General features: G+C 75.8%; 18 protein-coding genes. 7 read left to right on the top strand and 11 right to left on the bottom strand.

Going from position 1 to position 24,168, the window contains the following annotated elements; all coding sequences use genetic code 11:
• The first annotated feature begins 85 nt into the window (after positions 1 to 85).
• Both K7B10_RS05060 and K7B10_RS05065 read left to right on the top strand, forming a co-directional pair.
• The gene (locus K7B10_RS05060; protein ID WP_229334731.1) at positions 86 to 595 is read left to right on the top strand and encodes a mycothiol transferase; all 510 of its coding nucleotides are present in this window, start codon (positions 86 to 88) and stop codon (positions 593 to 595) included.
• A gap of 62 nt (positions 596 to 657) precedes the next feature.
• A complete protein-coding gene (locus K7B10_RS05065; protein ID WP_229334732.1) occupies positions 658 to 2,262 on the top strand; it encodes a carboxylesterase/lipase family protein in 1,605 nt (534 codons plus the stop codon).
• A gap of 7 nt (positions 2,263 to 2,269) precedes the next feature.
• Here the strand turns inward: K7B10_RS05065 and K7B10_RS05070 are convergent, their stop codons facing one another.
• Both K7B10_RS05070 and K7B10_RS05075 read right to left on the bottom strand, forming a co-directional pair.
• On the bottom strand, positions 2,270 to 2,992 hold the full coding sequence (locus K7B10_RS05070; RefSeq protein WP_229334733.1) for a hypothetical protein: 723 nt from the start codon (positions 2,990 to 2,992) through the stop codon (positions 2,270 to 2,272).
• A 152-nt stretch (positions 2,993 to 3,144) separates the two neighbouring features.
• Positions 3,145 to 3,819, bottom strand: coding sequence for a hypothetical protein (locus K7B10_RS05075; RefSeq protein ID WP_229334734.1), 675 nt, complete (start codon positions 3,817 to 3,819; stop codon positions 3,145 to 3,147).
• A 117-nt stretch (positions 3,820 to 3,936) separates the two neighbouring features.
• Between K7B10_RS05075 and K7B10_RS05080 the strand changes: the two genes are divergently transcribed.
• Together K7B10_RS05080 and K7B10_RS05085 are read left to right on the top strand one after the other, a co-directional pair.
• A complete protein-coding gene (locus K7B10_RS05080) occupies positions 3,937 to 4,467 on the top strand; it encodes an HAD domain-containing protein (protein WP_229334735.1) in 531 nt (176 codons plus the stop codon).
• Positions 4,464 to 4,853, top strand: a complete 390-nt coding sequence (locus K7B10_RS05085; RefSeq protein ID WP_229334736.1) for a hypothetical protein — start codon at positions 4,464 to 4,466, stop codon at positions 4,851 to 4,853. The genes K7B10_RS05080 and K7B10_RS05085 overlap by 4 nt, the downstream gene beginning before the upstream one ends.
• A 52-nt stretch (positions 4,854 to 4,905) precedes the next feature.
• Here K7B10_RS05085 and K7B10_RS05090 read toward each other — a convergent pair whose 3' ends face one another.
• The 5 genes from K7B10_RS05090 to K7B10_RS05110 all read right to left on the bottom strand — a co-directional run bounded on the left by K7B10_RS05090 (position 4,906) and on the right by K7B10_RS05110 (position 17,769).
• Positions 4,906 to 6,864, bottom strand: a complete 1,959-nt coding sequence (locus tag K7B10_RS05090; protein ID WP_229334737.1) for an SWIM zinc finger family protein — start codon at positions 6,862 to 6,864, stop codon at positions 4,906 to 4,908.
• Between the two features lie 32 nt (positions 6,865 to 6,896).
• The gene (locus K7B10_RS05095; RefSeq protein ID WP_229334738.1) at positions 6,897 to 10,658 is read right to left on the bottom strand and encodes a vWA domain-containing protein; all 3,762 of its coding nucleotides are present in this window, start codon (positions 10,656 to 10,658) and stop codon (positions 6,897 to 6,899) included.
• Positions 10,655 to 11,818 carry an ATP-binding protein gene (locus K7B10_RS05100; RefSeq protein WP_229334739.1) on the bottom strand — a complete coding sequence of 388 codons (1,164 nt, stop codon included), beginning with the start codon at positions 11,816 to 11,818 and terminating at the stop codon, positions 10,655 to 10,657. Before K7B10_RS05100 ends, K7B10_RS05095 begins: the two co-directional genes overlap by 4 nt.
• Before the next feature lie 126 nt (positions 11,819 to 11,944).
• Positions 11,945 to 16,903, bottom strand: a complete 4,959-nt coding sequence (locus tag K7B10_RS05105) for a DNA-binding protein (protein ID WP_229334740.1) — start codon at positions 16,901 to 16,903, stop codon at positions 11,945 to 11,947.
• Positions 16,900 to 17,769, bottom strand: a complete 870-nt coding sequence (locus tag K7B10_RS05110; protein ID WP_229334741.1) for a DUF4132 domain-containing protein — start codon at positions 17,767 to 17,769, stop codon at positions 16,900 to 16,902. Before K7B10_RS05110 ends, K7B10_RS05105 begins: the two co-directional genes overlap by 4 nt.
• Before the next feature lie 273 nt (positions 17,770 to 18,042).
• Between K7B10_RS05110 and K7B10_RS05115 the strand changes: the two genes are divergently transcribed.
• Genes K7B10_RS05115 through K7B10_RS05125 form a run of 3 tightly spaced genes read left to right on the top strand, consistent with a single transcriptional unit; the run spans position 18,043 to position 19,770 of the window.
• Positions 18,043 to 18,768, top strand: a complete 726-nt coding sequence (locus K7B10_RS05115) for an HNH endonuclease family protein (protein WP_229334742.1) — start codon at positions 18,043 to 18,045, stop codon at positions 18,766 to 18,768.
• Complete coding sequence (locus tag K7B10_RS05120; RefSeq protein ID WP_229334743.1) at positions 18,765 to 19,079, top strand: hypothetical protein; 315 nt, start codon at positions 18,765 to 18,767, stop codon at positions 19,077 to 19,079. The genes K7B10_RS05115 and K7B10_RS05120 overlap by 4 nt, the downstream gene beginning before the upstream one ends.
• 43 nt (positions 19,080 to 19,122) lie before the next feature.
• The gene (locus tag K7B10_RS05125) at positions 19,123 to 19,770 is read left to right on the top strand and encodes a hypothetical protein (RefSeq protein ID WP_229334744.1); all 648 of its coding nucleotides are present in this window, start codon (positions 19,123 to 19,125) and stop codon (positions 19,768 to 19,770) included.
• Positions 19,771 to 19,852: 82 nt separating this feature from the next.
• Here K7B10_RS05125 and K7B10_RS05130 read toward each other — a convergent pair whose 3' ends face one another.
• From K7B10_RS05130 to K7B10_RS05145, 4 genes are all read right to left on the bottom strand, one after another.
• Complete coding sequence (locus tag K7B10_RS05130) at positions 19,853 to 20,386, bottom strand: GNAT family N-acetyltransferase (protein ID WP_229334745.1); 534 nt, start codon at positions 20,384 to 20,386, stop codon at positions 19,853 to 19,855.
• An 89-nt stretch (positions 20,387 to 20,475) separates the two neighbouring features.
• The gene (locus K7B10_RS05135) at positions 20,476 to 21,660 is read right to left on the bottom strand and encodes an alpha/beta hydrolase family protein (RefSeq protein WP_229334746.1); all 1,185 of its coding nucleotides are present in this window, start codon (positions 21,658 to 21,660) and stop codon (positions 20,476 to 20,478) included.
• A gap of 98 nt (positions 21,661 to 21,758) precedes the next feature.
• Positions 21,759 to 22,751: an isopenicillin N synthase family dioxygenase gene (locus K7B10_RS05140; protein WP_229334747.1), complete on the bottom strand. Its 993-nt coding sequence runs from the start codon at positions 22,749 to 22,751 to the stop codon at positions 21,759 to 21,761.
• Between the two features lie 87 nt (positions 22,752 to 22,838).
• On the bottom strand, positions 22,839 to 24,168 hold a 1,330-nt coding region (locus tag K7B10_RS05145; RefSeq protein WP_229334748.1), incomplete at its 5' end, for a WD40 repeat domain-containing protein.

Consider the following 24,168-nt stretch of genomic DNA (forward strand, 5'->3'; position numbering starts at 1 on the left):
GCCGGTTCCCCCATCGGCCGGTCGTCACGCGGCACCGGCCGATGTCGCACGTCAGGTGACACGACGCCATGCCAGGAGGCGGTGCATGAAGGCTACGGAGGTACTGGCCGATGCGTACGGGCGCATCCGCGAGGTGGTGCACGAGGTGGTCGAGGGGCTCTCGGCCGAGGAGTTGAACGCGCGGATCGACCCGAAGGCGAACTCGATCGCGTGGCTGGTGTGGCACCTGACCCGGGTGCAGGACGACCACATGGCCGATGCGTCGGGTCTGGAGCAGGTCTGGACGGAGCAGGGGTGGTTCACCCGGTTCGCCCTGCCACTGCCCGCCGAGGCCACCGGCTACGGGCACACGGCCAAGCAGGTCGCAGCGGTCCTGGTCGAGTCGGACGAGCTGCTGCTGGGGTACTTCGACGCCGTCCACGAGCGGACCACCGGCTTCGTGCGGGGCCTGTCCGCAGCCGATCTGGACCGCGTGGTCGACACGGGCTGGGACCCGCCGGTCACCTTGGGGGTACGGCTGGTCAGCATCGTCGCCGACGACCTCCAGCACGCCGGCCAGGCGGCGTACGTACGGGGCGTTCTGCAGCGCGGATAGCGTCGCCCGGAGTACGCGACCGGGGTGCGCAGAGGACAGGGGTCGACGACGAAAGGCGGTCGATGGTGTCGCGTGCCCGCGTCGTACGACGGTGGAGCGCCGCGTGCTGCGCGGCCCTGCTGATGCTCGCCGCCGGGGCGGCACCGGCATCCGCCGCGGCCGGTGCGGACCGGCCCGTCGTGGAGACCGACCGCGGGCGCGTACGGGGCACCGCGCACGGCGCGTACCGGACCTTCGAGGGGATCCCGTACGCGGCGCCGCCGACCGGCCCGCTGCGCTGGCGGCTCCCGCAGCGCGCCGCGCCCTGGCCGGGCGTACGCGACGCCGGTGCGCCGGGGGCGCGCTGCGTGCAGCTGCCGGCGGTGGGGCCGGGCGGGCCGAGCGGCTCCGAGGACTGCCTGTACCTGAACGTCACCGCGCCGTCGTCGGGCGGGAGCGGACGCCCCGTCATGGTCTGGTTCCACGGGGGCGGCTTCGTCAACGGCGCCGGTGACGCGTACCGCGCGGAGCGGCCGGCCGTCCAGGGCGGCGTCGTGGTCGTGACCGTCAACTACCGGCTCGGGATCTTCGGCCTCTTCGGGCATCCCTCGCTCGGCGGGGCCCCCGACTTCGCCATCGCCGACCAGCAGGCGGCGCTGCGCTGGGTGCGCTCGAACGCCACCCGCTTCGGCGGCGACCCGTCCGATGTGACCCTGTTCGGCGAGTCGGCCGGCGGGCTCAGCGTCTGCGCGCACCTGACCTCACCCGCATCGGCCAGCCTGTTCCGGCGGGCCGTCCTGCAGAGCGGCTCCTGCTCGACCAGCATGCCGCCCCGCTCGCTGCTGCCCACGCAGGCCCGGTACGAGCCCTTCGTACCCGAGCCGCGCACCGTCGCGGACGGGGTCGCGGCGGCATCGGGGCTGGGCTGCGACCGGCCGGAGCCGGCCGCCGTACTGGAGTGCCTGCGCGGGAAGGAAGCGGCGGCGCTCGCGACCCCGGAGCTGATGATGCGGTTCTCGCTCGTCTCCTACGGCGACGGCAACCGCGTGCTGCCCGAGGAGCCCCGGCGGGCCCTCGAGGGCGGCCGCTTCCACCGGGTGCCGGTGATCGAGGGCGTCAACCGGGACGAGATGCGGATCTTCCTGGCGCAGGGCCTGGGCGCGTTCCCCGTCCCCGACGCGGCCGCCTACCGGGCCCGGGTGGAGCAGTCCTTCGGCGCCGCCGCCGTACCGGCCGTCGAGGCGCAGTACCCGGTGGCCGCGTATCCGACCCCGGCGCTGGCCTGGGCCGCCGTACTGTCCGACGCGTCGTTCATCTGCCCGGCACTGCGGGACGGCCGGGCGATGGCGCGCCACGTGCCGGTGTACGCGTACCGGTTCAGCGACCGGGACGCGCCGAACTTCACCGGTCTGCCGGAGGTGCCGGGCTTCCCGTACGGGGCCTCGCACGGGCTCGAACTGCCCTACCTGTTCACGATGGACGCCGCCCTGACCGCTCCGCAGCGCGCGCTGTCGCGCCGTATGACGGCCGACTGGACGGCGTTCGCCCGCACGGGCAGGCTCCCGGCGTGGCCGCGGTCCGACTCGGCGGAGGGGGTCCTGTCCCTGGCTCCGGGCCCGGGCGGGATCCACCCGGTGAACGGCCCGGCGGAGCACCACTGCGCGTTCTGGGACGCCCGGTGGCCCTGAGCGCGCATCACCACGTCGAGGTGGCGATGACCTCCCCGTCGCCCGTGCGGACGGACACGGTGCCGTGGTCCTGGTACACCTGCCGCCGCCAGGACACGAACACGTCAGCCACCCGACGGCCGTCCTCCGCCAGGCCCTTGCCCACGGCCCGGGTCGTGAAGGTCACGAGCGCCTCCCCGGCGTCCCGCCCCTTGCGCACCCGGGCCTCCCCGACGGCCCGCTCGGGAAGGAACTGATCGGCTCTGGTGCGCCGCTGGGCGTAGTAGGCGTTGAAGTCGCGTGTCATGTCGAACCACCCGGCCCCGCCGCAGGGCCCGGCACCGTTGGTGACGTCCCCGTCGGTGGGCGGCCCGGCGTACCCGCCGTCCTCCTGATCGGTGGGCGGCCCCGCATGGCCGCCCGTCTCCTGATCGGTCGGCGGGCCTGCGTCCCCGCCGGTCTCCTCATCGGTGGGCGGGCCTGCGTACCCGCCCGTCTCCTCATCGGTGGGCGGCCCCGCGTACCCGCCCGTCTCCTCATCGGTGGGCGGCCCCGCGTACCCGCCCGTCTCCTCATCGGTGGGCGGGCCTGCGTACCCGCCCGTCTCCTCATCGGTGGGCGGCCCCGCGTACCCGCCGCCCGTGGTCCGGTCGAGACCGCAGGTCTCGTTCACCGGCGCAGCCGGTGCGGCGACTTCGCCACCGGCGTGCCGCGTGCCGCATGCCGCCAGCACGGCGCACATGAACCCCACAGCCGCCGCTCTCCCGACCGCCCTGGACACGGCTGCCCTCGTCATCGCCATGGTCATCCCCCCTTGCCCATGGAGAGGGGATCGCACCACTCCCGGTTCCACCCCGTGGGTCACGATGCCGCTACGACCGCCCGGTCAGGACTGCCGCGGAATCAATCCGTCTCCCTCCGGTAGCAATCGGGAGAATCTCCGGACAAACGGAATTTCGGCAGGTCATCGCGGAAAAAGAAGATCCGCCGTTCTGCTGCACCGCGGATTTCATCGGCGGCTCGCTTTGACACGATCAGACAGAATTTCTCGATCAAAGGGCTGCGATTCCCCGAGCGGGTCAACCGGAGCGACCCCTCATAGCGGCCGGGCCGGAAGGTCCAACCATCTGCCCAGAACACGAGCGTCGGCTGCTGCGGCTTGTCCTGACTGACGACGAATGGAGCGGGGTCGCCGGTCCAGTTGTAGTTGACCAGATCCGAAGCGAAGTCGTATACGTATGTTCCGGTTTCATGCCAGTAGAAGACCGGCTTTGCCGAAGATGAAATCGAGCCGACGGGAGTGAGTCTCAGTCGCGCGTCACGAATCACCTCGACATCCTGGGCCTTGAAACGGGAGGAAACCGTCGGCTGGATCTGAAAAGCGGTCCCCTCGCCTACGGGTCCGGCCCGCAACAGGTGCGGAAGTGCCACATCGATTCTGGGCTTCTTCTGCAGTTCAGCGAAGTTGTAGATCGAGAGCGCGAGCGCAACGACAGCGGCCAGCGTGGCGGCCCACTTGTGCGCACTGTCGAATCGCACTCTGCGCGACTGCGTCGCCCTCTCGTCCGCGCCGTTCACACTCGCACTCTCCGCCGCAAGCGGGTCCTCGGCCCGCCCTGTTGCTCCACTTGGCCAGCGGAATCACCACCTGGTCCGCGTTCGCGTCCAGTCGGCTGAGCTCGCTACGGTGCCGCCATGACCGGTCCAGTCCTGCGCCCCCTCCTCTTCCTCGACGTCGACGGACCGCTCATCCCCTTCGGGGCCGGCGCTCACGAGCTGCCGGGCGGCTACCCGGCGTACGGGACGGGCGACGGCGCGAACCCCCTCCTCGCCAGGCTCGATCCCGCCCTCGGGCCCCGCCTCCTGGCGCTGCCGTGCGAGCTGGTCTGGGCCACGACCTGGATGGCCGACGCGAACGCGTGGGTGGCACCGCGGATCGGTCTGCCGGACCTACCGGTGGTGTCCTGGCCGGACCCGTCCGAGGGGGACGGCCCCGGCCGGACCCACTGGAAGACGCCCGCCCTGGCCGCCTACGCCGCCGGACGGCCGTTCGCCTGGGTCGACGACGAGATCACCGCCGCCGACCGCACCTGGGTCCGCGCGCACCACCCGGCGCCGGCCCTGCTCCACCGCGTGGACCCCCGCTTCGGCCTCGTCCCGGCGGACTTCACCACGCTCGCCGCATGGCTCCGCCGCCCCACACGTCCCCAGGAGGTCACCACATGACGCCCGTCCCTCCCCTGCCCGCGCAGGCCACCTGGCACGACACGGGCACGAGCGTCTTCTCCCACGCGGTACGGGCCGGCGGACGCTGGTGGGTCCTGCGGCTCAACCACTTTCCCGAACATCCCCTCTACACGTTGTTCATCGACGCGCAGGTCGTGGGCGACATCGATGACGTCCCCGCCGGCTGGCGGCTGCGGCCCGGCGCCGCGCTTCCCGTGCTCACCGCCTCGGAACGGGCCGAGGTGCTCGCCCTCATGGCCGGCCTCGGCCCCTACGGAGCCGAGGCCGGCGCCCCGTGCGCGGGCGACTGGTGCACCTGCGACCTCCTCACCGACGAGTACGCCGCCCGGCTCAACACCCCTCCTGCGGACCCGGCCTCACCGTGACGGCCGGGCCCGCCGCGCCGCCGCGGGCGCCGCGCGGCGGGAACGGGCGCGGTCAGAGGGGCACGCTCCGGCCCCACGACCAGGACGCGGCCACCAGGGAGCGTTCCGCCGCCGCCAGGTGGGTGGAAGCGGCCAGCCAGGCTTGGGCATAGGCGTCGGGTGAGGGGTCCGTCAGGCGGCCGAAGGGGTCACGGGGCCGGCGGTCCGCCTCGGCGGCGAGGGCCGTGGCGAGTTCCGCCGCCGCGCTGAAGCCGGCCCGGCGCAGGGGACCGTACGCGGCCGCCGGCCCGGTGGTGCGGGCCGCCTCCGCGACGGCGCGGCGGCCGCCCGCGACCCCGCTCTCGAGCAGCCGGCGGACCCGCCACAGCGGCGAGTCGGCCAGGACGTCCGGCTCCTCGGCGGCGGCCGGCGCGGCGGCTTCGGCCGCACCGGCCGGGAAGTGGCCGCCCTGGAGGACGTCGTAACCGAGATCGGCGCGGCCCAGCCATTCCTCGGGCAGGCGCAGCGTGTGCTCCGCACCCGGGACCGGCCCTACGGCCAGCGGACGCAGGGTCGCCGCGCGGTCCAGGTCGGGGCGGCCCAGGACGCGGAGCAGCAGCCCCGGATGGGCGGCGATGCGGCGCAGGTTGGCCGTGTGCGGCAGCTCCGGGTGGGGGTGGGCGGCGCGCAGCCGCAGCAGGGGCGCGTCCGCGCGTACCTCGCGGACCAGGAGGTCCTCCCCCGCCGCGCCGACGACCTCGACCTCGCAGCCGAGCAGGGCGGGCTCCGCCCCGTCCGGGTCTGCGTCCCGCTCGGCGAGCCGGGCGGCCACCGCCTCGGCCGCCGGGAGGGCGAAGAGCGCGGCGACCGGCTCCTCGGTCCACGGGACTCCGCGCAGCGGGGTCGCCTGCACCCCGCGTCCGGCGCCGAGCCGGCCGTCGGCGGAGACCGTGGCACCGGCGATACGAAGTCCCCCGCGCGCGAGCCCGGCGTGGTCGAGGGCGGCTCCGCCGAGCGCCACGGAGGCGGAGCCGGCGCCGCGGGTGCGGGCCAGGCCTCCGGGGCGGACGTCGGAGACGGAGTAGCGAGAGCCGTCCGCGGCGAGCAGGTGGGTGACCACTCCCCCGTACCCGGTGGCCGACAGGACCGGCTCCCGGCACAGGCCGTACACCCGCAGGCTGCCGCCGGGCCGGTAGGCGCGGCGGACGGTGCCGGTGAGCGCGGGGCCGGCCTTCCCGGAGGCCAGCAGTCCGGCGGTGTGCAGGAGTTCGCGGAAGGCTCCGGTCAGGTCGGCGAGCCGGTGGCCGCCGCTGCGCTCCCGGGCGGCGCGCAGGCCCCGTACGACCCGCAGGGTGGCGGCCTCGGCGCGGGGCAGTCCGGCGAGGCGTGCGGTGTGGGCCGCCCGCAGCAGTTCGGCCTGGACCACCGCGCCGCCGGCCGTGACCCCGGCGGCGAGCGCCTCGGCGGCGGCCCGCCAGAGCGCGCCGGCGGCGGCGCGCTGGGCGGCGGTGAGCACCTCGGGGGCGGGGTCGGGTCCGGGTTCGGGCTCGGCCCCGGGTGCGGCCCCCGCATCGGCAGCGGAACCGACCCCGGGCCCGGACCCGCCCGCCGGCCCGGACGCCGGATCCGCTCCGGACGCGGGCTCGGGCTCGGGATTGGACTCGGCCCCGGCATCGGGACCGGACCCGGGACCGGACCCCGGTGCCGGACGCGGATCGGCCCGCGCCAGTAGGTCCGGGTCGGCCAACGGGGCTGCGCCCAGGGCTGCCGCGCGGTGCAGACAGCGGGGCGCCAACAGGCAGGTGCACGTGGCCTGGTCGGCCACCGTGACCGCGCCGCCCGGGCCCGGCCGCAGCGTGACGAGCGCGTCCTCGCCGAAGCGGACGGTCACGGACCCGTCGTCCCCCCGGACCGCGCCCGCGGCGCAGCCCTCGATCGCGGCGTCGAGCTTCTTGCGCAGCCGGGCCGTGAGGTTCTCGACGGCCCCGGCGAGGACCTCGGGGGCCACGGGCGGCAGCGGACCTGTGTTCAACTCGGCACTCGACTCGTGACTCGACTCACTGCTCAACGGGATTCTCCACGGAGGCGGTCGCCCACCCAGCGGGCGAGGGCGAGCGGACTGAGGGCGGCCACCGGCATGCCGGCCGCGACGAGCTGCCGGGCGACGGGGACCGAGTACCGGGGCGCGCCCGCGTCGTCGAGCGCCGCGCAGCCCAGCAGGTGGGCGCCGGACGCGGCCAGCGCGCGAACCTCCCCGAGGAGTCCGCCGATCGGCGCGCCCTCCTCGAAGTCGCTGACCACGACGACGAGCGTGCGGCTCGGCACGGTCATCAGGGAGCGCGCGTGGGCGAGACCCGCCGCGATGTGGGTACCGCCGCCGACGCGGACCTCCAGCAGCAGCGACAGCGGGTCCTCGACCCGGTCGGTCAGGTCCACGACCTGCGTGGAGAAGGCCAGGAAGTGGGTGGACAGGGTCGGCACACCGCCGAGGACGGCGGCGGTCAGGGCCGACCAGATGACCGAGGCCTCCATCGATCCGGAGACGTCGACGACGAGGATCAGCCGCCAGTCCGCCTCCCTGCTGACCCGGGTGCTGAACACGGGCCGTTCCGGGACGACGACGACCCGGCCGTCCCCGAGGCGGCGGGTGTGCGCGAGGTTGGCGCGCAGGGTCCGCGCCAGGTCGAGCCTGCCGCCGGGGCGGCGGGTGGGGCGCGGGGTGGCGAGCCCGGAGAGCGCCGGGCGCATCCGGGTGGCGAGCTCCTTGGCGAGCTCGTCGACCAGTCGCCTGACCAGGGGACGCAGCCGGGCGAGTTGGGCCTCCGGCATGCCGCCGGCCAGCGACAGCACGGAGCTGAGCAGTTCCACCGAGGGGCGGACGGCCGCCGGGTCGAGCTGGCTCAGCACGTCGGCGCGGCCTGCGTCGGCCGCGTCGGCGAGCACCTCCTCGCGCACGTCGGCGCCGAAGAGCGCTTCGAGCTCCTGCGACCATTCGCGGGCCGTGGGGAACGAGACTTCCGAGCCGCCACCGCCGCCCGCGCCCCGGCCCCCCTCCAGGTCGGTGGAGCCTTCGCCGCGGCCGTTGCCGTACAGCTCGTCGAGGGCGTGCGCGTAGCACCGGGCGCCCACGGGGAGCCGGTCGCGCTGGCGGCCCAGCAGCAGGCGCCAGCGGTCGGCGGGGGCCAGCCGTTGGTCGGCCTGCCGCAGCGGCGTTGGTACGGACGGTACGGACGGTGCAGAGGGTACGGACGCTGCGGACGGTACGGGTGCCTGTGGCTCCGCGCCGGGCCCGGGAGCCGGTGCGTCGCCGCCCGGCAGCCCCTCGATGGCCTTGAGCGCGGCGGCGCCGGCGGCGTCCGCGGCGGCCCACAGGGCGAGCAGCGCGGGCGGCGCGTCGAGGGACAGGTCGAGGCGGTCGCCGAGCCGTTCGGTGACGGTGTCCAGCAGCCGGTCTCGCGCGGCCGGGGCGAGTACGTCGAAGCCACCGCGCAGGGCCGGGAGCCGGTCCAGGAACTCCTGGTCGGCGAGGCCGTCGACACGGTCCAGGACCGGGGTGAGGGCGGCGGCGGAGGACTGGAGCAGCGGTCCGGCTGCGGCCAGGACGCCGCCGAGGCGGCGGGCGAGGGAGCGCCGGGCGTCGGGGGTGGCGGCGCCGTCGATCCAGCCGGCGGCCCGGTCCCCGAGACCGGCGGCCGGGTCGAGGTCCAGCAGTACCCGTACCGCCAGTGCCGCGCCCTGCATCAACGGCGAGGCGGTGGAGGCCAGTTCCGCGAGCGCGGCGTCCATCCGCAGGCCCAGGTGGAGGGTGGCGGCCCGGTCGGCGAGGGCCACGAGGGCGCGCGCGTCGGCGGGGTCCTCGCTGCCGGCGAGGCCGGGAAGGGCCCGTACGGCGGCTTCGAGCAGCGGGGCGGTGAGCGCGGCCGCGGCGGCGCGGGAGCCGTCGGAGGTACCGGGGAAGTGCCCGCGGGAGAGCCCCTCCAAGAGGTCCAGCGACTCCAGGAGTTCGGGCAGGGCGGCGGTCTGCGGGAGGATCTCGGCGGCCTCTTCCAGCCGTACGACGACCAGCTCGGGCAGATCGCACCGGGCGGCGGCGGCCAGGCCGGTCAGGACCTGGGCCGGGGTCGGACCGCCGTCCGCGGCGGCCCGCCGGGCGGTTTCGCGCAGTGTCCCGGCGGCCGCCTGTGCGGCGGTGACCCCACGGACGCCGGCCAGGTCGAGGCGGGCCGGGACGGAGGGCGTCCAGGTCAGCCGCCACTTGGTGCCGAGGGCCGTGCCGTCGCCGGTGCCGGCCACGTCGAGGGGCTCCCCGTACGAGGCCCCGCAGACGGCCAGCCGCCGGAGCAGGACCTCGCGGCGGCGGTCGAGCGGGGAGCGGAGCGGATCGAGGCGGACCTCACGGGGGGCGGGGTCCTCGGGACCGGGCAGCCGCAGCTCCGCCAGCTCGGCCTCGACGGAGGGGCCCAGTCCCGAGCGCGGGGCGTGCGGGGTGATCCGGCCGCGGCCGGAACCGACGAGCACGGCTTCCAGGGCGCGGGCCAACGCCCGTCCCCGGCCGAGGAGTTCGCCCTGGCCGAGCACGGTGGTGACGGCTTCGAGGAGCTCGCCCCGGCCGGGTGCGGGAAGCCCGCGCAGGACGGCCAGATCGCAGGCGAGCCGCAGCGTCTCGGCGGCCTCGCCGGTCCCGGCCGTGTGCCCGGCGCGGCGCAGCTCCCGGCAGATGCCGGTGACGGCGACGGAGGCGGCATCACGCACCCCGCCCGCATCGCCACCGGCCCGGAGCACGGCCTGCTGCCACAGCGGATCCCGGATCCCGGCGGGGTACCCGGAGCGGGAGTCCAGCAGGTCGAAGGAGTAGGGGACGAGGGAGGTCACGGCCCCGGGTCCGGGTACCGAGCCCGTCCCGGCAGCGCCTCCGGACACCGGACCGCCGGCGGCACCCGCCGGCGCCTGCCCGGACTCGGCGCCCCCGACCACGCGGGGAGCGACGGCCGGCGCCCCTGCGTCTGCCGGATCAAGACCGATGGCCGCGCCGGCGGCCACGGCATGCGGGGCCGGGGCGGACGCGTCCGCGCCGAGCAGGGCCGGGGCGTGGAAGGCGCCGATGAGCGCGGCGACCTTTCGGCCGCCGGCCGCGGCGGCGCCGATGACACCGCGCATGTGGGCCTCGCGGGCCAGGTCGGTCGCGGGGACCGGGCCGTCCTGGCGCAGGGCCCAGCCCACGCCGAGGGCGGCCCGCCGCACGGCTTCCGGGGCGCAGCCGGGAGCCAGCACCTCCACGGCCCGGTCCCACAGGTCGTCGCCGTCGCGCCCGGTGCCGGAGGCGGCCAGCGCCTGCGCGTACGAGGCAGGGCCCGGCGGAGCCGGGGCCTGGGACCGGGCGGCGGTCCAGCCGGGGTCGGTCAGCGGGAGGTCGCAGCAGCGGACCTCCGCCCCGCGCGCCCGCGCCCAGCGGATCGCGGCCAGCTCCGGGGAGAAGTCCGCGAACGGGTAGAAGGCGAGCCCGCCCTCCCGGCCCGTGCCCGCCAGGGCGACGGGGGCGACGGTCTCGGGGTCCGCCAGGTGCTCCAGCCACGGCTGGAAGTCGGTCGGCAGCTCGACGCACACGACCTCCGCCTCCGCGGCGTCGAGCAGCGCGGGCACCACCGCCGCCAGGGCGGGGCTGTGGTGCCGTACGCCCAGCAGGTACGGCGCCGTCGACGCGGCGAGCCCGTCCACGACCGACCGCGGATCGGCTCCCGGCGACGGGGCGGTGGGCGCGGCCGGAGCGCCGGCGGCCGGCTGGTCGGCGGGGGCGGTGAGCTCGGCGCGGTCGTCGGGGGCCGTCATCGGAGGTTCCCGCGCAGGTCCCACAGACGGCGCCACATGGCCGAGCCGTCTTCGGCGCGGCGGCGGACCGGGCCGTCCCAGTAGCCCAGCAGGCGGCCGTGGTCGGCCGGGTCGTCCTTGCGGACCACGCCCAGCAGGTGCCCGGGCAGCAGGTCCAGTACGTCGCCGCCCGGCAGGTACGCCGCTGCCACGCCGAGCGAGGCCGCCACCTGGACCGCCTCGGCGGTGGACATGACCGTACCGGGCCGCTCCACGTCCCAGCCCTCGGCCGAGCGCCCCGACCGCAGGTCCCGGAAGACCGTGACCAGCGCGTCGAGCACGGAGTCGTCCACTGCGAACGCCGCGCCCGCCCGCTGCACCGCCGCCACCGCCTGACGGCGGATCAGCGTGGCCTCGGCGTCCGCGTCCGCGATCGGGGCCACCGTCTCGAAGTTGAAGCGCCGCTTGAGGGCGGCGGACATCTCGGAGACTCCGCGGTCCCGCAGGTTGGCGGTGGCGATGACCGTGAACCCGGGGGCGGCGCAGACCACCGCGTCCTCGGTGGCGGTCAGTTCGGGCACGCTCACCCGCCGGTCGGACAGGATCGACACCAGCGCGTCCTGCACCTCGGGCAGGCAGCGGGTGATCTCCTCGACGCGGACCACCCGCCCCGTCCGCATGGCGGAGAGCACCGGGGAGTCGACGAGCGCCTGGGAGGTCGGGCCCTGGGCGAGCAGCAGGGCGTAGTTCCAGCCGTACCGGAAGGCGTCCTCGGTCGTACCGGCCGTGCCCTGCACGGTGAGCGCGCTGGTGCCGCAGACGGCGGCGGCCAGCAGCTCGGACAGCATCGACTTCGCGGTGCCGGGCTCTCCGGTGAGCAGCAGGCCGCGCTCCCCGGCGAGGGTGACGACGCAGCGCTCGACGAGGGCGCGTTCGCCGACGAACTTCGGGGCGATCACCAGCTTGGCCGGGAGTCCGGCGGGGCGGCGGCCCGCGAGGGTCAGCTCCGCGCCCTCGCTGCCGCACACGAAGGTGACCACGGCGCGCGGGGTGAGCGCCCAGCCGGGCGGGCGGGGGCCGGTGTCCTGTGCGGCGAGGAAGGCGAGTTCGGCGGCGTACCGCTCCTCGGCGGGCAGCGATTGCCGGGCGGGGCTCTGAACGGTCGTGTCGGTCAGGGTCATGACGTGGTGTTTCCTTCGACAGATACGGGCGTACGGGGTGCCGGTGGAGGCTGGCACGGGGTAGCGGGCCCGGCGCGGCGCCCCCTCACCAGGGAGGGGGCGCCGCGCCGGCGGCCGGCTCGGGCGTCAGCGGCGGCGTGCGCGGGTGCGCTTGACCTTCAGGGCCTCGAAGCGCGGTACGTCGCCTTCGCGGACCCGCTGCCAGGCCCGCCGGTAGAGGTCCGCGGCCGGCTCGTCCGGCACGAGAACCCCGAGCACCGGCCGCCCGCCCTGGGCCAGCCCGTACATCGGCAGCTTCCACAGCTCCACGGGCAGCACCGGCGAGGGCATCTCCGCCCAGCCGCCCGGCAGGAAGAGCGAACGCCCGGCCCGGGTCCGGGAAGCGGTCACCACCAGTTCGGTGGCGGCCAGCTCGGCGCGCGCGGCCTTCAGGCGGGCCGGCTTCCAGCCCGTCCAGCGCGCCAGGTTGCGGTCGGTGGGATCGGGCATGGCGAGCAGCGCCAGGTACACGGCGGCCGCGTCCGCGCCCAGGCCGTGCGCCCCGGACACCTCCGCTACCAGCTCGGGCACCGAGCGGCTCGGGTCCTGCGGCCACCACGTGCCGTCCTTGTCGACGGCGCCGCCGGCCGGCGCACCCGGATCCGCCAGGAGCTGCGCGAACCGCGGGTCGTGGACGGCCCGCAGCGCCGTCTCCACCGGCGAGGGCAGCTGGTCTTCGCCGCGCAGCGCGGGCAGGTACGGGTCGGAGCCGGTCGAGTCGAGCAGGGCCGTCCGCAGCGCGGGCTTGGGCCGGTCGTCCGCGGTGGCCATGACGACCGCGCCGTACCGCTCGTAGCCCTCGCCCGTCTCGGTCGGCGTGCCCGCCGCCTTCCGGAAATCGGGCAGGTTGGTGAAGTGCCCGATGCTGAGCATCAGTTCGGGTGCGGCGAGCCGCTGCCGCACGGCGGTCAGGGCGGGCGGCAGCGCGGACCGCAGCGGGTCACCCGCGGGCAGCCGGTGGGCGGCCCAGGCCATCAGGGTCAGCGCGCCGGTCAGGACGGTCGAGGTGAACGGCTCGGTGGCCGGTTCGCGGGGCTCGACGTGGTCCCCCTTGACCTCCCAGGCGACGTCGACGCTGAGCGCGGGCGACTGGGCCGGGCCGAGGATCGCGGCCAGCGCCCGGTGCGTGGCCCAGCCGGTGCTCGCGGCGCGCGTGGCCTCGGCGAGCAGCCACTCGGGCACGGGCGTACGACGGCCCACGCGCAGGTTCCACTCCTGCGCGGCGGCGGCCACGTCCGGGCCGTCGGTCCACAGCCGCGCCGGGTCGGCGGGCAGCAGTGCGCCGACGACCGCGCGCCGCACCTCGGGGTCGAGGCTCTTGAGCTCGCTCCGGGCGTGCTTGGCGTCGGCCGCCTTGACGCCCAGGGCGGTGCGCAGTTCGGCCGGCAGGAAGTGGTGCTCGTAGCTGTCGATGTTCGGCAGCCCGGCCAGGAGCAGCCGCGCGAGCGTGCCCGACACCCCGGTGAGGCGGGCGAACTCCTCGGCGGCTTCGGGCAGGAACGGCGCCGCCCCGCGCTCGGCGGCCGCGGCCAGGAAGGCCGCGAGCCAGCCGGGTCCGCGCTCGCGGTCGCCGAGCGGGGCGTCGCCCCGCACGGTGTAGGGGCCGGGCACGGCGAAGCGGCCGGCCGGGTCGTACAGCAGCGCCCCGAACTCGTGCCCGTCGGCCACGGACGCGCAGTGCTCGGTGAGGCCGAGGACGGCTCCACCGCCCAGCGGGAGCAGGCTGCGGTGCGAGGTGTTGCGCTCGATGCCGTCGGGGGTGCGCAGGTGGCGCTGGTCGAGGTGGACCAGGACCCGGCGCCAGCGGTCGGCGGAGCCCTCGGCGGAGTCCAGCCCGAGGGCGTCCACCTGGCCGAGCACCGTGCACAGGGCGGCCCGCTGCTCGTCGGTGGTCCCGATGGCGGCGGCCCGGTACGCGATGGCCGCGGGCCGGTCCAGCAGCGGTGTGAACGGGAGGGCGGAGTACGGCAGGGCGGGCAGGTCGAAGTGGAGTCGGCCGGGCACCCCGGTGGCTTCGGTGTCGGCGGCCGCCCGGGCCAGCCCGCCCAGGTAGCGGTACAGGGCGTCGGTCTGGGCGCCCCAGCGGTAGTAGCCGGTGCCGACGAGCCCGTGCAGCGCGTCGGCGATCAGTTCGTCGGTGGGGCCTTCGGGCCGCCCGTCGGCCGCTCCCGAGTCGGGGTCGAGCCGGGCCGCTACCCCGTCCAGCGCCTCCTGCTGGGTGAGGGCGAAGCGCAGCACCTCGACGATGCCCCCGATCAGCTGCGGGGCGGTGACCTGCGGCAGCGCCGCGCGCACCAGGTCGGGCAGGTCGGTGGCCGCCTCGGCGGCGGCGGCCGCCTTGAGCAGGGCGCCGACCGTCGCGCCGTCGGCCGCGCGCAGTGCGGCCGAGGCCTGCGGGTCGCGCGGGCGCAGCGCGTACCAGAAGGGCAGCGGCGGAAGTTCGACGCTGCCGGTGGCGAAGGCGGCGGTGCGGTAGTCGCTGCGGGACTGGGCGGTGACCACGCCGTCCGGGTCGCTGATGCTGAGCTCGCGCCACCGGTGGGTCAGCGCGCGGGGCCGCTCGTCGCCGGGGAAGGTGAGCGCCGCGACGGGCATCTCGGCGCCCTCGGGCACGCCGACCCTGCGGCCGCCGGTGTCGGAGCCCTCCCAGCCCCCGCCGGGGACGTGTACGACGCGCCAGCCGAGCAGGCCGTCCGCGGGCGCGCCGAGGACCGAGCCCTCGACGGCGGGCGCGGGCCGCAGCCAGCAGGACTGGGCGGGCACGGTGTTGCCGTTCCCGGGGTGCTCGCGCAGGGTGTCGGCGAGGAAGCCGGGCACGGAGAACCGGCCGAGGGCTCCGCCCGCGGGGTCGTACTCGCGCCAGCCGCCCTCGTGTTCCTGGTCGCGGTGCTGCCACACCCAGTACGAGGTCCCGTCGGACAGCAGCCGCCGCTCGCCGGGCAGTTTGGTGTCCCCGGCGTGCAGGACCCCGCCGCCGGTGGTGCGGCCGCCGCCGGGCAGGGGCAGGCTGATCTCCTCGGAGCGCAGGTTCCAGTAACCGCCGTCGATGTCGACGGTGAAGACGTTGCCGGGGGCGGTGTGCCAGTAGCCTTCGACGCCCCCGGAGCCGTAGTGGGCCCAGAAGACGAGCAGTTCGCCGTCGACGTAGTGGAATCCGTACCGGCGCGCGTTGCTGCTCGCCGCCCGCAGGTCGTGGGTGAGCACGGTGGAGTCGGCGTCGATGACGCGGACCTGGGTGGAGTTGGCGACGATCAGGTACGGCCAGGCCTCGACGACGGTCAGCCCGTTCCCGCCGCCCTGGCCGCCGGGCGTCATTTCGGCGATCGCGCTCTCCCAGGCGGGCCAGGAGAGTTCCTCGAAGAGGCCGGCGCGCAGGGTGCGGGCGAGGGTCTCGCCGAGGTCGGCGGCGGCGGCGAGGGCCACCTCCTCGCGGGCGAGTTCGAGCGCCTCGGCGGGCAGCCAGGTCAGCCGGCGGACGGCGTCGGGCAGGCCGGGCAGGCCGGCGGCCGTGGAGGCACGGGCCACCTCGTGCATCCACTCGGTGAGCATCGGGCGGCCGCCGGGCGAGGCGGCGAGCAGCCGCATGACCTCCACCGCGTGGGCGTCACCGCCCAGGCCGTACGCGGCGCGCCGGAAGGAGGGCCGGAAGCGCTGGTCGGCGGCGATGGCGAGCAGGTCCCGCCGCTGGTCGCGGCGCGCCCAGTCGGCCAGGTTCAGCCGGTCGTGGCGCCGGCGCGAGCCGGAGTCGGGCTCGGGGTCGGTGATCGGGACGTCCAGGGAGAGCAGCAGGTCCAGCAGGTCGGCGTCCTCGACGCCCACCTTCAGGCCGGCTTCGCGGCCGGGCTCGGCGAGTTCGGCGCGCAGCCGGTCGGCGGCGCGGGCGACGAGGTCGAGCAGGGCGGGCAGGGTGGGGCGCGGGCCCCATCCGGTGTGCCGGGCGGCGTGGAAGCGCTCCAGCCAGCCGCCGGCGCCGTCGGAGCAGCGCTGCTCGGCGGGCAGGTCGGCGCGGACCAGCCCGTCGGTGGCGCCGGATTCCTCCAGCAGGCCCAGCCACAGCGCGGGGAGCTCGCCGTCCCCGCCGCCGGGCGGCATCAGACCGAGCAGGGTGCCCCGTACGGACGGCACGCGGCGGGCCAGCGCGACGAGCGCGGCGCGGTGCGCCTTCCACCAGCCGTACGCGGCGCGCAGGGTGGCAGGCAGCGGGAGCAGCTCGGCGAGGTAGTCCTGCTCGGCCTCGGTGCCGGTGAGGCCGGCGGCACGGGCGAGGCGGCGCAGTTCGGTCGCGGCCTGCGCGGAGGGCGGCAGTCCGCCCGCGGTGCGGCGCACGCACAGCCGGCGGAAGCGCTCGTGGGCCTCGGCGGGGCTGACGCGGGCGGACAGCTCCTTGGCGTAGCCGGTGAGCACCTTCACCGGGAGGGCGCCGGCCAGGGCGAATTCGAGGAAGACGCCGTCGAGGCGGTCCTCGTCGACGGGGAGGCCGTGCTGCGCCTCGCTGGTCCGGGCCCGGCCGAACAGCTGGGCGGCGTACGTGGTGTTCTCGACGGCGAGGAAGACGCGGGCGGCCTGCTCGTAGAAGACGGGCAGGAAGTGCGGGACGGCAGCGCCGAGTCGGCCGGCCAGTTCGTGGCAGGCGTCGAGGGCGGCCTTGGGCTTGGTCTTGGCCGTACGGGCGAGCCGGTCGAGTTCGGGGACCACCGCGAGGGCGTGGTGTCCGTCCTGCGGATGGTGGACGAGGACCCACTCGGGGAAGCCGAGGGCCTGGCGCTGGCCGAGGCCGACCACGGGCGGCGCGCCCTCTTCCTCGTCGAGCACGAGTCCCAGGAAGCCGGCGGCGAGGTCCTCGGCCGGGCCCAGTTCGGCGGCGGCGAGCCGGACGACGACGCGGCCGTCGGGGAGGGCGGCGTGGCGGTAGGTGCGTGCGGTCAGGTCGACCGCCGAGGGTCCCGCGCCCTCGGTGCCGTTGGGCAGCACGGCGCCGGCCTTGAGCAGCAGTTCGGCTTCGGCCTCGGCGCCGGTCGTTGCCGTGGTGCCGGTGGTGGTGCTCATCGCGCGTCCCCGCCCTCTTCGATCTTGCGCCCGGCGTACAGCGCCGCGGCCATCCGCATGCCCTCGGACCAGGCGACCGGTCCGACCTCCGTCAGGCGCACCGCCCGGCCGTTCTCGTCGTGCCAGCTCAGTGCGCCGGTGCTCGTCTCGTCCTCGTAGTACGGCTCGCCGATCCAGACGGCCGCCTCCGTGCTCCGGCCGGTGTCGCGGACCTTGCAGGTCGCGTAGCCGCCGGAGACCCGGTAGCCGAGGCCCGTCGCCCGTGCGGCCAGGCCGAACCGGCTCGCGAAGACCCCGCCCGCGTAGTCCCGCACCTCGGTGGCGGTGGCCGCCAGGCCCTCGGGCTTCTCCCAGGTCGGCCGGTGGATCTGCTCGACGCGCTGCACGATGCCGAGTTCGGCCGCGAAGTCCCGTACGTCGTCCAGGTCGGGCAGCAGCACCGGGTGCGGCAGGGTCACCGTGCGCGGGGAGAGCCGTACGGTCTCCCCGTCGAGATTGACCACCTTCAGCTCGCCGGCCGCGGTCGCGTCCCGCAGGAAGCCCACCTCGTCCGGGTCGTCTCCGACGACGGCCGTGTCGCGCAGCGCGCTCTGCCAGGCCTCGTCGGGCCAGACCCGGGCGAGCAGCGCCGTCGGCACGGGCAGCGAGGACACCATCCAGGTGTCCACCTGGGCGATGCAGGCGGCCTCGTGCCGGTCCAGCCATTCGGCGAGCCGGCGCAGCCGGTCCACCTCGGGATGGTCGCGCAGGGCCTTCGGCAGCGTCTTCAACTGCCGCCCCGCCGTGCGGCCGGTGGCGGAACGCGCCGCCACCTTCCCTTCCACCAGGGCGATCTCGTACCCCTCGCCCGCTGCCAGCCATGCCATCAGTACGTGCCCCTCCGACTGCCCGAAATCCCGGATGCGCGCAGCGTCGACCAGGGGGACGAATCCCCCCTGAGCTGCGGTATGTCGGGAGACTAGCGAGAGCCACTGACAACGCCCGCCGAGGGGCCCCGCTCGGCGGCCGCCCGGGCGGCCCGCACGGCGCCCGGCTCGACGGCGGCGTGTCCCGTGCGGGTGGGTCGTCCGGTTGAATGTCCGGTTCTGGGTAGTCTTTCCGCGACAGCGTGCGGTGCGGGACCGGCTCGGGGTGGGTTCATGGGACGTCAGATACGTGTACGGGGTGCGGTCCTGGCGGCGACGGTGCTGCTGGCCGTGGCCGGGTGCTCGGGTACCGGCGCCGCGCCGGGCAAGGACGCGAAGCCCCCGGCTGCCGGCACCTCGCCCTCCGCTCCCGGCGGCGGGGACGCCAAACCGGCCGCGGGGGACGTGCTGCCCGGCATGGTCGGCGTCGCGGCTGCCCGTACCCAGCTGGCCGCGCTGAAGGTCGCGCAGCCCGGGACCATGGCCGGCTACAGCCGGGCCAAGTTCACGCACTGGGCCGAGCAGGGCAACAAGTGCGACACCCGCGAGGTCGTCCTCAAGCGGGACGGCACGGACGTGAAGCAGGACTCCGAGTGCAAGGCGGTCTCCGGCACCTGGAAGAGCCTGTACGACGGGGTCGTGGTCACCGAGGCGTCCAAGATGGACATCGACCACATCGTGCCGCTCGCCGAGGGCTGGCGCTCGGGCGCGGCCGGTTGGGACGCGGCGCGGCGCAAGGCCTTCGCGAACGACCTGACCCACCCTCAGCTGCTGTCGGTGACGGCGGCCACGAACCGTTCGAAGGGCGACCAGAGCCCCGACCTGTGGCAGCCGCCGGACAAGGCGAGCTGGTGCCAGTACGGGCGGGCCTGGACCACCGTGAAATCCACCTACGGCCTGACCGTGACGGAAGCGGAGAAGAAGATGCTCGGGACGATGCTGGACAGCTGCGCGGCATGACCGGACGACAGCAGGGCGGCGGACGGCAGCAGTGGTGCGACGAGGTCCTGGCCGGGCCCGGCGGGGCGATGACGGACGAGGTCGGCGTCATCACGGGCCCGCTGACCCTGCGTACGACGGCGCTCCCGGACGGCCGCCTGGTCCGGATCGAGGTGCAGTACAAGGACGCGGAGGAGTGGTACGCGCTGACGGGCAGCCCGGTCCCGCACCACGGGGACCCGGCGGCCGTCCACGCCGCCGCCCTCGCCGCGGTCCGTAGCGGCCACGCCGCCGAAGCCCCGGTCCCGCCGGCGGGCCCGGCCCCGGCCTGACCCACTGCTGCGCGCCCGGCCGGCGATCAGCATCATGATCCCCATGACACCGATATCCGCACCGACACCGATCACGGCCATGGACCTCACCGGCTTCACCGAGCGTGAGCAGGGGGTCTGGACCGACGATAAGGGCCTGGTCCTCTCGGTCCACTTCTTCCCGCTGGTCCCGGACCTGCCGGCGGCGCTGGAGGAGACCGACCGGCTCCGGCACGGCCTCGCCCGGTCCGTGGCCCGGGCGGGCGGAGGGCTGATCGAGGCCGTGCCGGGCGAGGTGGACTCCGTCCCGGCCGTACGGCAACTGGTCAAGATCCGACGGCCGGGCACCGAGCACGGGCTGGTGTTCCTCGCCTCCTGGACCGTGCCGAGGGCGGGCTGCAGCACGGTGATCAAGGTGCAGGCGGGCGAGCAGGGCACGACCGGGATGCGGGAGGCCGTGGTCGGCGCCCGGGTGGGCCACGAGGACTACTTCCGCCCGCATCCGTACGGGCCGGACGTATCGGGCGGTCTGCCGTACCACGTCGCCGACCTCGAGGAGTGGGACGCGGAGTTCCCCGGGCACCCGCTGACGCTGGTCCGCGGCGCGCTGCGGCGGATCGCCCCGACGGTGGCCTTCGACGAGCGCTTCAAGGCCCTCCCGCCGTTCGGCCCGCCGGCCGCACCAAGGCGCCGCTGGTTCCGCCGGCCCTGATCGGCGGGTCCGGCCGGCAGCCGGCCCTGATCCGCCGACCCTGATCCGCCGCGCTCCGGCCGCCGCGGACGGGGTCCTCGGGTCAGGCCTCGTATTCCGTGAGGTCGATGCTGTGGAGCTGGAGCAGGTGGCCGTGCTCGGGGTCCGTCGTGTCGAGGTCCAGCACCATGCCGAGCTTGCGGATCACGTTCTCGGACTCCTCGTGGCCCGACCGGTTCACCGCGATCACCCGGTCGAGGCCGCGGTCCTGGAGGGCGAACTCCAAGGTGGCCTGGGCCGCCTCGGAGGCGTAGCCCTGGCCCCAGTACGGCCTTCCGAGCCGCCAGCTGACCGCGACGAAGTCCCGCGCCTCCGGCGGGGACTGCGCCACGGTCAGGCCGACCGAACCGATCAGCTCGCCCGAAGCCAGCAGCTCGACGGCGAAGAGGCCGAAGCCCTCCTCGTCCCACTCCTCCTCCCACCGCTCGATCTCCTCGGCGGTCTCCTCCAGGTCGAGGGTGGAGCCGTCGCCGATCCAGCGCATGACGTCCGGGTCGGCGTTGATCTCCGACAGGGGGACGAGGTCGTCGTCGGTCCAGCGGCGCAGGAGCAGGCGGGGGGTGCGGATCTCGGTCATGCCCCCATCCTGCCGAACACCGCCGACCAGCGGTAATCGGGCCCGCCCGGGCGGCCGCCGCGGACCCGCTCGTCGTTGCCGGCCCCCGGTCACGGGGTGTGGAAGCGGACCTCCGGCGCCTCGGGGCTCGGTCCGTCGAGCAGCGGCTGCGGGACGCCCTTCAGGTGCTGGTCGAAGAAGGCGCCGACGTAGCGCCGGGTCAGGTCGACCGAACGGGCTCCGGGCAGCGGCGAGAGCGGCGGCAGCCCCAGCTGGTCGCTCATGGTCGGCCAGTCGGTGAAGGTGAAGTGGTGGGAGGCGTCGAGGGTGATCCAGCGCTTCCAGCCGTCGAGCCGCTTCCAGTTGGGGTCCCAGCTCGCCTCCCCGGTCCCGGTGTTGCCGGGGCGGGACTCCTCCGCGCCGAGCAGCATGAAGGGCCGGCCGCCCAGTCCGCCCGCCGGGACCGGCGAGAACACCCCGCCGTCCATGTCGATCCCGGCGCGGATCCGCGGGTCGGTCGCCATGGCGGCGACCGCGGCGGAGCCGCCGATGGAGTGCCCGGCCATCGCGATCCGGCCCGGGTCGATGAGGCCGGCGTTGCGCCAGGCCGGATGGCGGCCGGTGAGCCGGTCCAGCAGGAAGGACACGTCGCGGGCCCGGTTGTCGGCGACCAGCTTGGCCCCCTCCTCGCTGCCGGCCTTCCCGCAGGCCAGGCAGGTCAGGACGCGCCCGCCGGGGAAGGCCGTCCCGGAGGTCTCGTACGCGTGGTCCACGGCGGCGACCACGTAGCCGCGGGAGGCGAGCTCCTCGGCCAGCGAGGTGAGGGTGGCGCGCGGAACGGTGAATCCGGGCGACAGGACGATCAGCGGGTACCGGCCGGCCACGGGACGGGCTTCGGAGCGGGCGTGGGCCTTGGTCCCGACCAGACTCTCGACCGCGACGGCGTCCTCCAGCTGCCGGTCGGCCAGCAGCAGCCGGGCCTCCTCGTACGTGAGCCAGGGCCGGACCGGGCCGCCGGTGCCGCGCTGGGCCGGGTAGCGCATGGTCACCATCAGCTCGCGCGGCCCGGACCCCGCCCAGGGGTCGGTCCGGCTGCGGTCGACCAGGTGCAGGGTCTCCTGGCCGACCGCGAACCTGCCGGTGGGGCGGGGCAGTTCCGGCAGCACCACGCGGGAGTCCGCGGAGGCGGCCGCCGCCGGCGGCGGCGCGGCCGCGGCACTGCCGGCGGCCACCAGCGGCAGCGGCAGCAGGAGGGCGAGTAACGCGAGGGATGCGGCGGTTCGGCGTCGGTTCATGACGTCGAACCTACGCAGGAAGCGGTGCGTGATCGTCACCTCACAGGAGGAGCGGGGCCTCCCCCTGCCGGACACCCGGCTCCCCCTCCGGGAGGAGGTCAGGACACGGTGATCGCGTCGAGTTTGGCCCGCAGGTAGGCGTGGGAGTCCACGGGATCGTGGACCACCCGTCCGATGGGGGCCGCGAGCGACTCGACCAGGGTGTGCGGATCGCATTCGTAGAAGTAGACGAGTGAGACGAGCTCTTCGGCCGGTGCGTCGGCCGGCGGCGGCAGCACCCGGTGGCGGCCGGCCCGCCAGCGGTCCCCCGTCCAGCGGGCCATCAGGTCCCCGATGTTCACGGTGAGCGCGGCCGGGTCGTACGGGGCGTCCTGCCAGCCGTCGGCGTCGGTGTGGATCTGCAGTCCGCCCGAGCCCGGCTCGCGGTCGAGGACGGTGACCGTGCCGAAGTCCGTGTGCGCCCCGATGCGGAACTGGCCGGGCAGCGGCTCGCCGAGCACCTCGGTGCCCGGGTACCAGTTGAGGTTGAACCCCCAGGTGGGGTGCCCGGTGTGGCGGGTGAAGTGGTCGTCGGCGAGGCCGAGTGCGGTGGCGAGGAGCTCGAGCAGCTCGTCGGACAGGGCCCGCATCCGGGCGATGTACTCGACGACCAGCGGCTGCAGCGCGGGGACCTCGGCCGGCCAGGCGTTGGGGCGGAACCACTCGGCGTCCACGGACGGGTTCCCGGTGGGCTCGTCGGCCGCGCAGGACCAGGACTCCTTGAGGTCGGGCGGCGAGGCGGCCCCCTCCGCGTAGCTGTTGGCCTCGGCGCCCGGGCCGAGCCAGCCGCGGCCGCCGACCGCGACGGCGTACGGCTCCTTCGCCTCGGCCGGCTGCCGGAAGAACTCCTTGGCGGCCGTCCGGATCCGAGCGGCCAGTCCCGGATCCACCCCGTGTCCGGTGATCAGCAGGAATCCGGCGGCCTGGAGGGCCTCGTCGACGCGGGCGGCGGTCCGCTCCCGCGCCCCGGCCTCGCCGGACCGCCACGGCCCGAGGTCGATCACGGGAACCCGTGAACGGGCGGAAGCGGAGGGATTCGGGGAACTCGCCATCGGGGCCTGCCTTCCGAGCCGGTGTCGGGCGTCGCCCCCGAGGCTAACGCCCGACGCCCCCGCCCGGCCCGATCCGAAAGACGCGGCTCAAGGGCGCTTTTCCAGGCCGCTGCACGGCGGCGAGTACGCGACGTACGGGAGGTGCGCGGTCCACTGGGCGCGGGTGATCCGCGGCCCGGTGTGCGCGCACGCCCCGGCGATGACCCGCGCCTCGTCGGTCCCCGCCAGCCGGACGGTGGTGTCGAAGCCGCCGGAGGCCAGCACCGCGCCGTCCGGACTGAACGCGACCGAGCTGACGGCGGTGAGGTGACCGGTGAGCGTGCTCAGCAGGCCCGGGTGGGCGGGCCGGGCCACGCTCCACACGCGCACCGTACGGTCGTCGCTCGCGCTGGCGAGCGTCCGCCCGTCGGGGCTGAAGGCCACCGAGCCGACGACGTCGGTGTGGCCCGCGAGGACGGCGAGCGGGGCGGGATATCGCAAGTCGGTGACGTCCCACAGGCGGATCGACGTACGGCCGCCGCTGGCGGCGGCGAGCGTGTGCCCGTCGGGGGCGAAGGCCACCGAGAACACGGCGCTGTCGTGGCCCTCCAGGACGGCCAGCGGCTCCGGCCGGCGCGGGTCCGCCACGTCGGTGAGCCGTACGGTCCGGTCCTCGCCGGCGCTGGCGAGCGTACGGCCGTCCGGGCTGAAGGCGACGGAGCGGACGGCGTCCCGGTGTCCGGCGAGCCGTGCGAGCAGGGCGGGGCGGGCGGTGTCGGCGACGTCCCACAGCCCCACGCTGCCGTCGGTGCCGGAGGTGGCGAGCGTACGGCCGTCCGGGCCGTAGGCCAGGGAGCGCACGTCGCCCCCTTGTCCGGTGAGGGAGGCCAGCACGGCCGGCCGGGACGGATCCGCCGTGTCCCACAACCGTACGCTCCCGTCGGCGGACCCGGTGGCGAGCGCGCGGCCGTCCGGCCGGTAGGACACGGTCCGGACGTCGTCGCCGTGGCCGCTCAGCGTGGCCTCGGCCACGGGGCTTTCGGTGCCGTGCGTCCGCCACAGCCGGGCGGTGTGGTCTCCGCTCGCGGTGGCCAGCTGCCGCCCGTCGGGGCGGTAGGCGAGCGCGAGGACCTCCTTGGCGTGCACGGGCGTGGCGGTCATCAGCGTGCTGGCGAGGCCGTCGCGCGTCTTGGCGGTGGGCGAGAGCCGGTACGCCGTCAGGCCCAGCTGGACGGCCAGCCCCTGCTCGGTGTTGGCGAGGTCCGTCGCGCTGTCGGCGAGGTTCTGCGCGACGGCGTCGTTGCGCTGCCGGGTGACCTCGTCCTCGGCGCGTACGGCGTTGCCGGTGGCGACCCCGGCCACCACCACGAGGGCGGCGAGGAGCGCGACGAGGGTGTGCAGCCGGCGGGCGCGGCGCCGGGCGGCGCTGCCCGCGGCG

Origin of the sequence: Streptomyces flavotricini (assembly GCF_020639365.1) — a bacterium.
GTDB classification, from domain to species: Bacteria; Actinomycetota; Actinomycetes; order Streptomycetales; family Streptomycetaceae; genus Streptomyces; species Streptomyces flavotricini.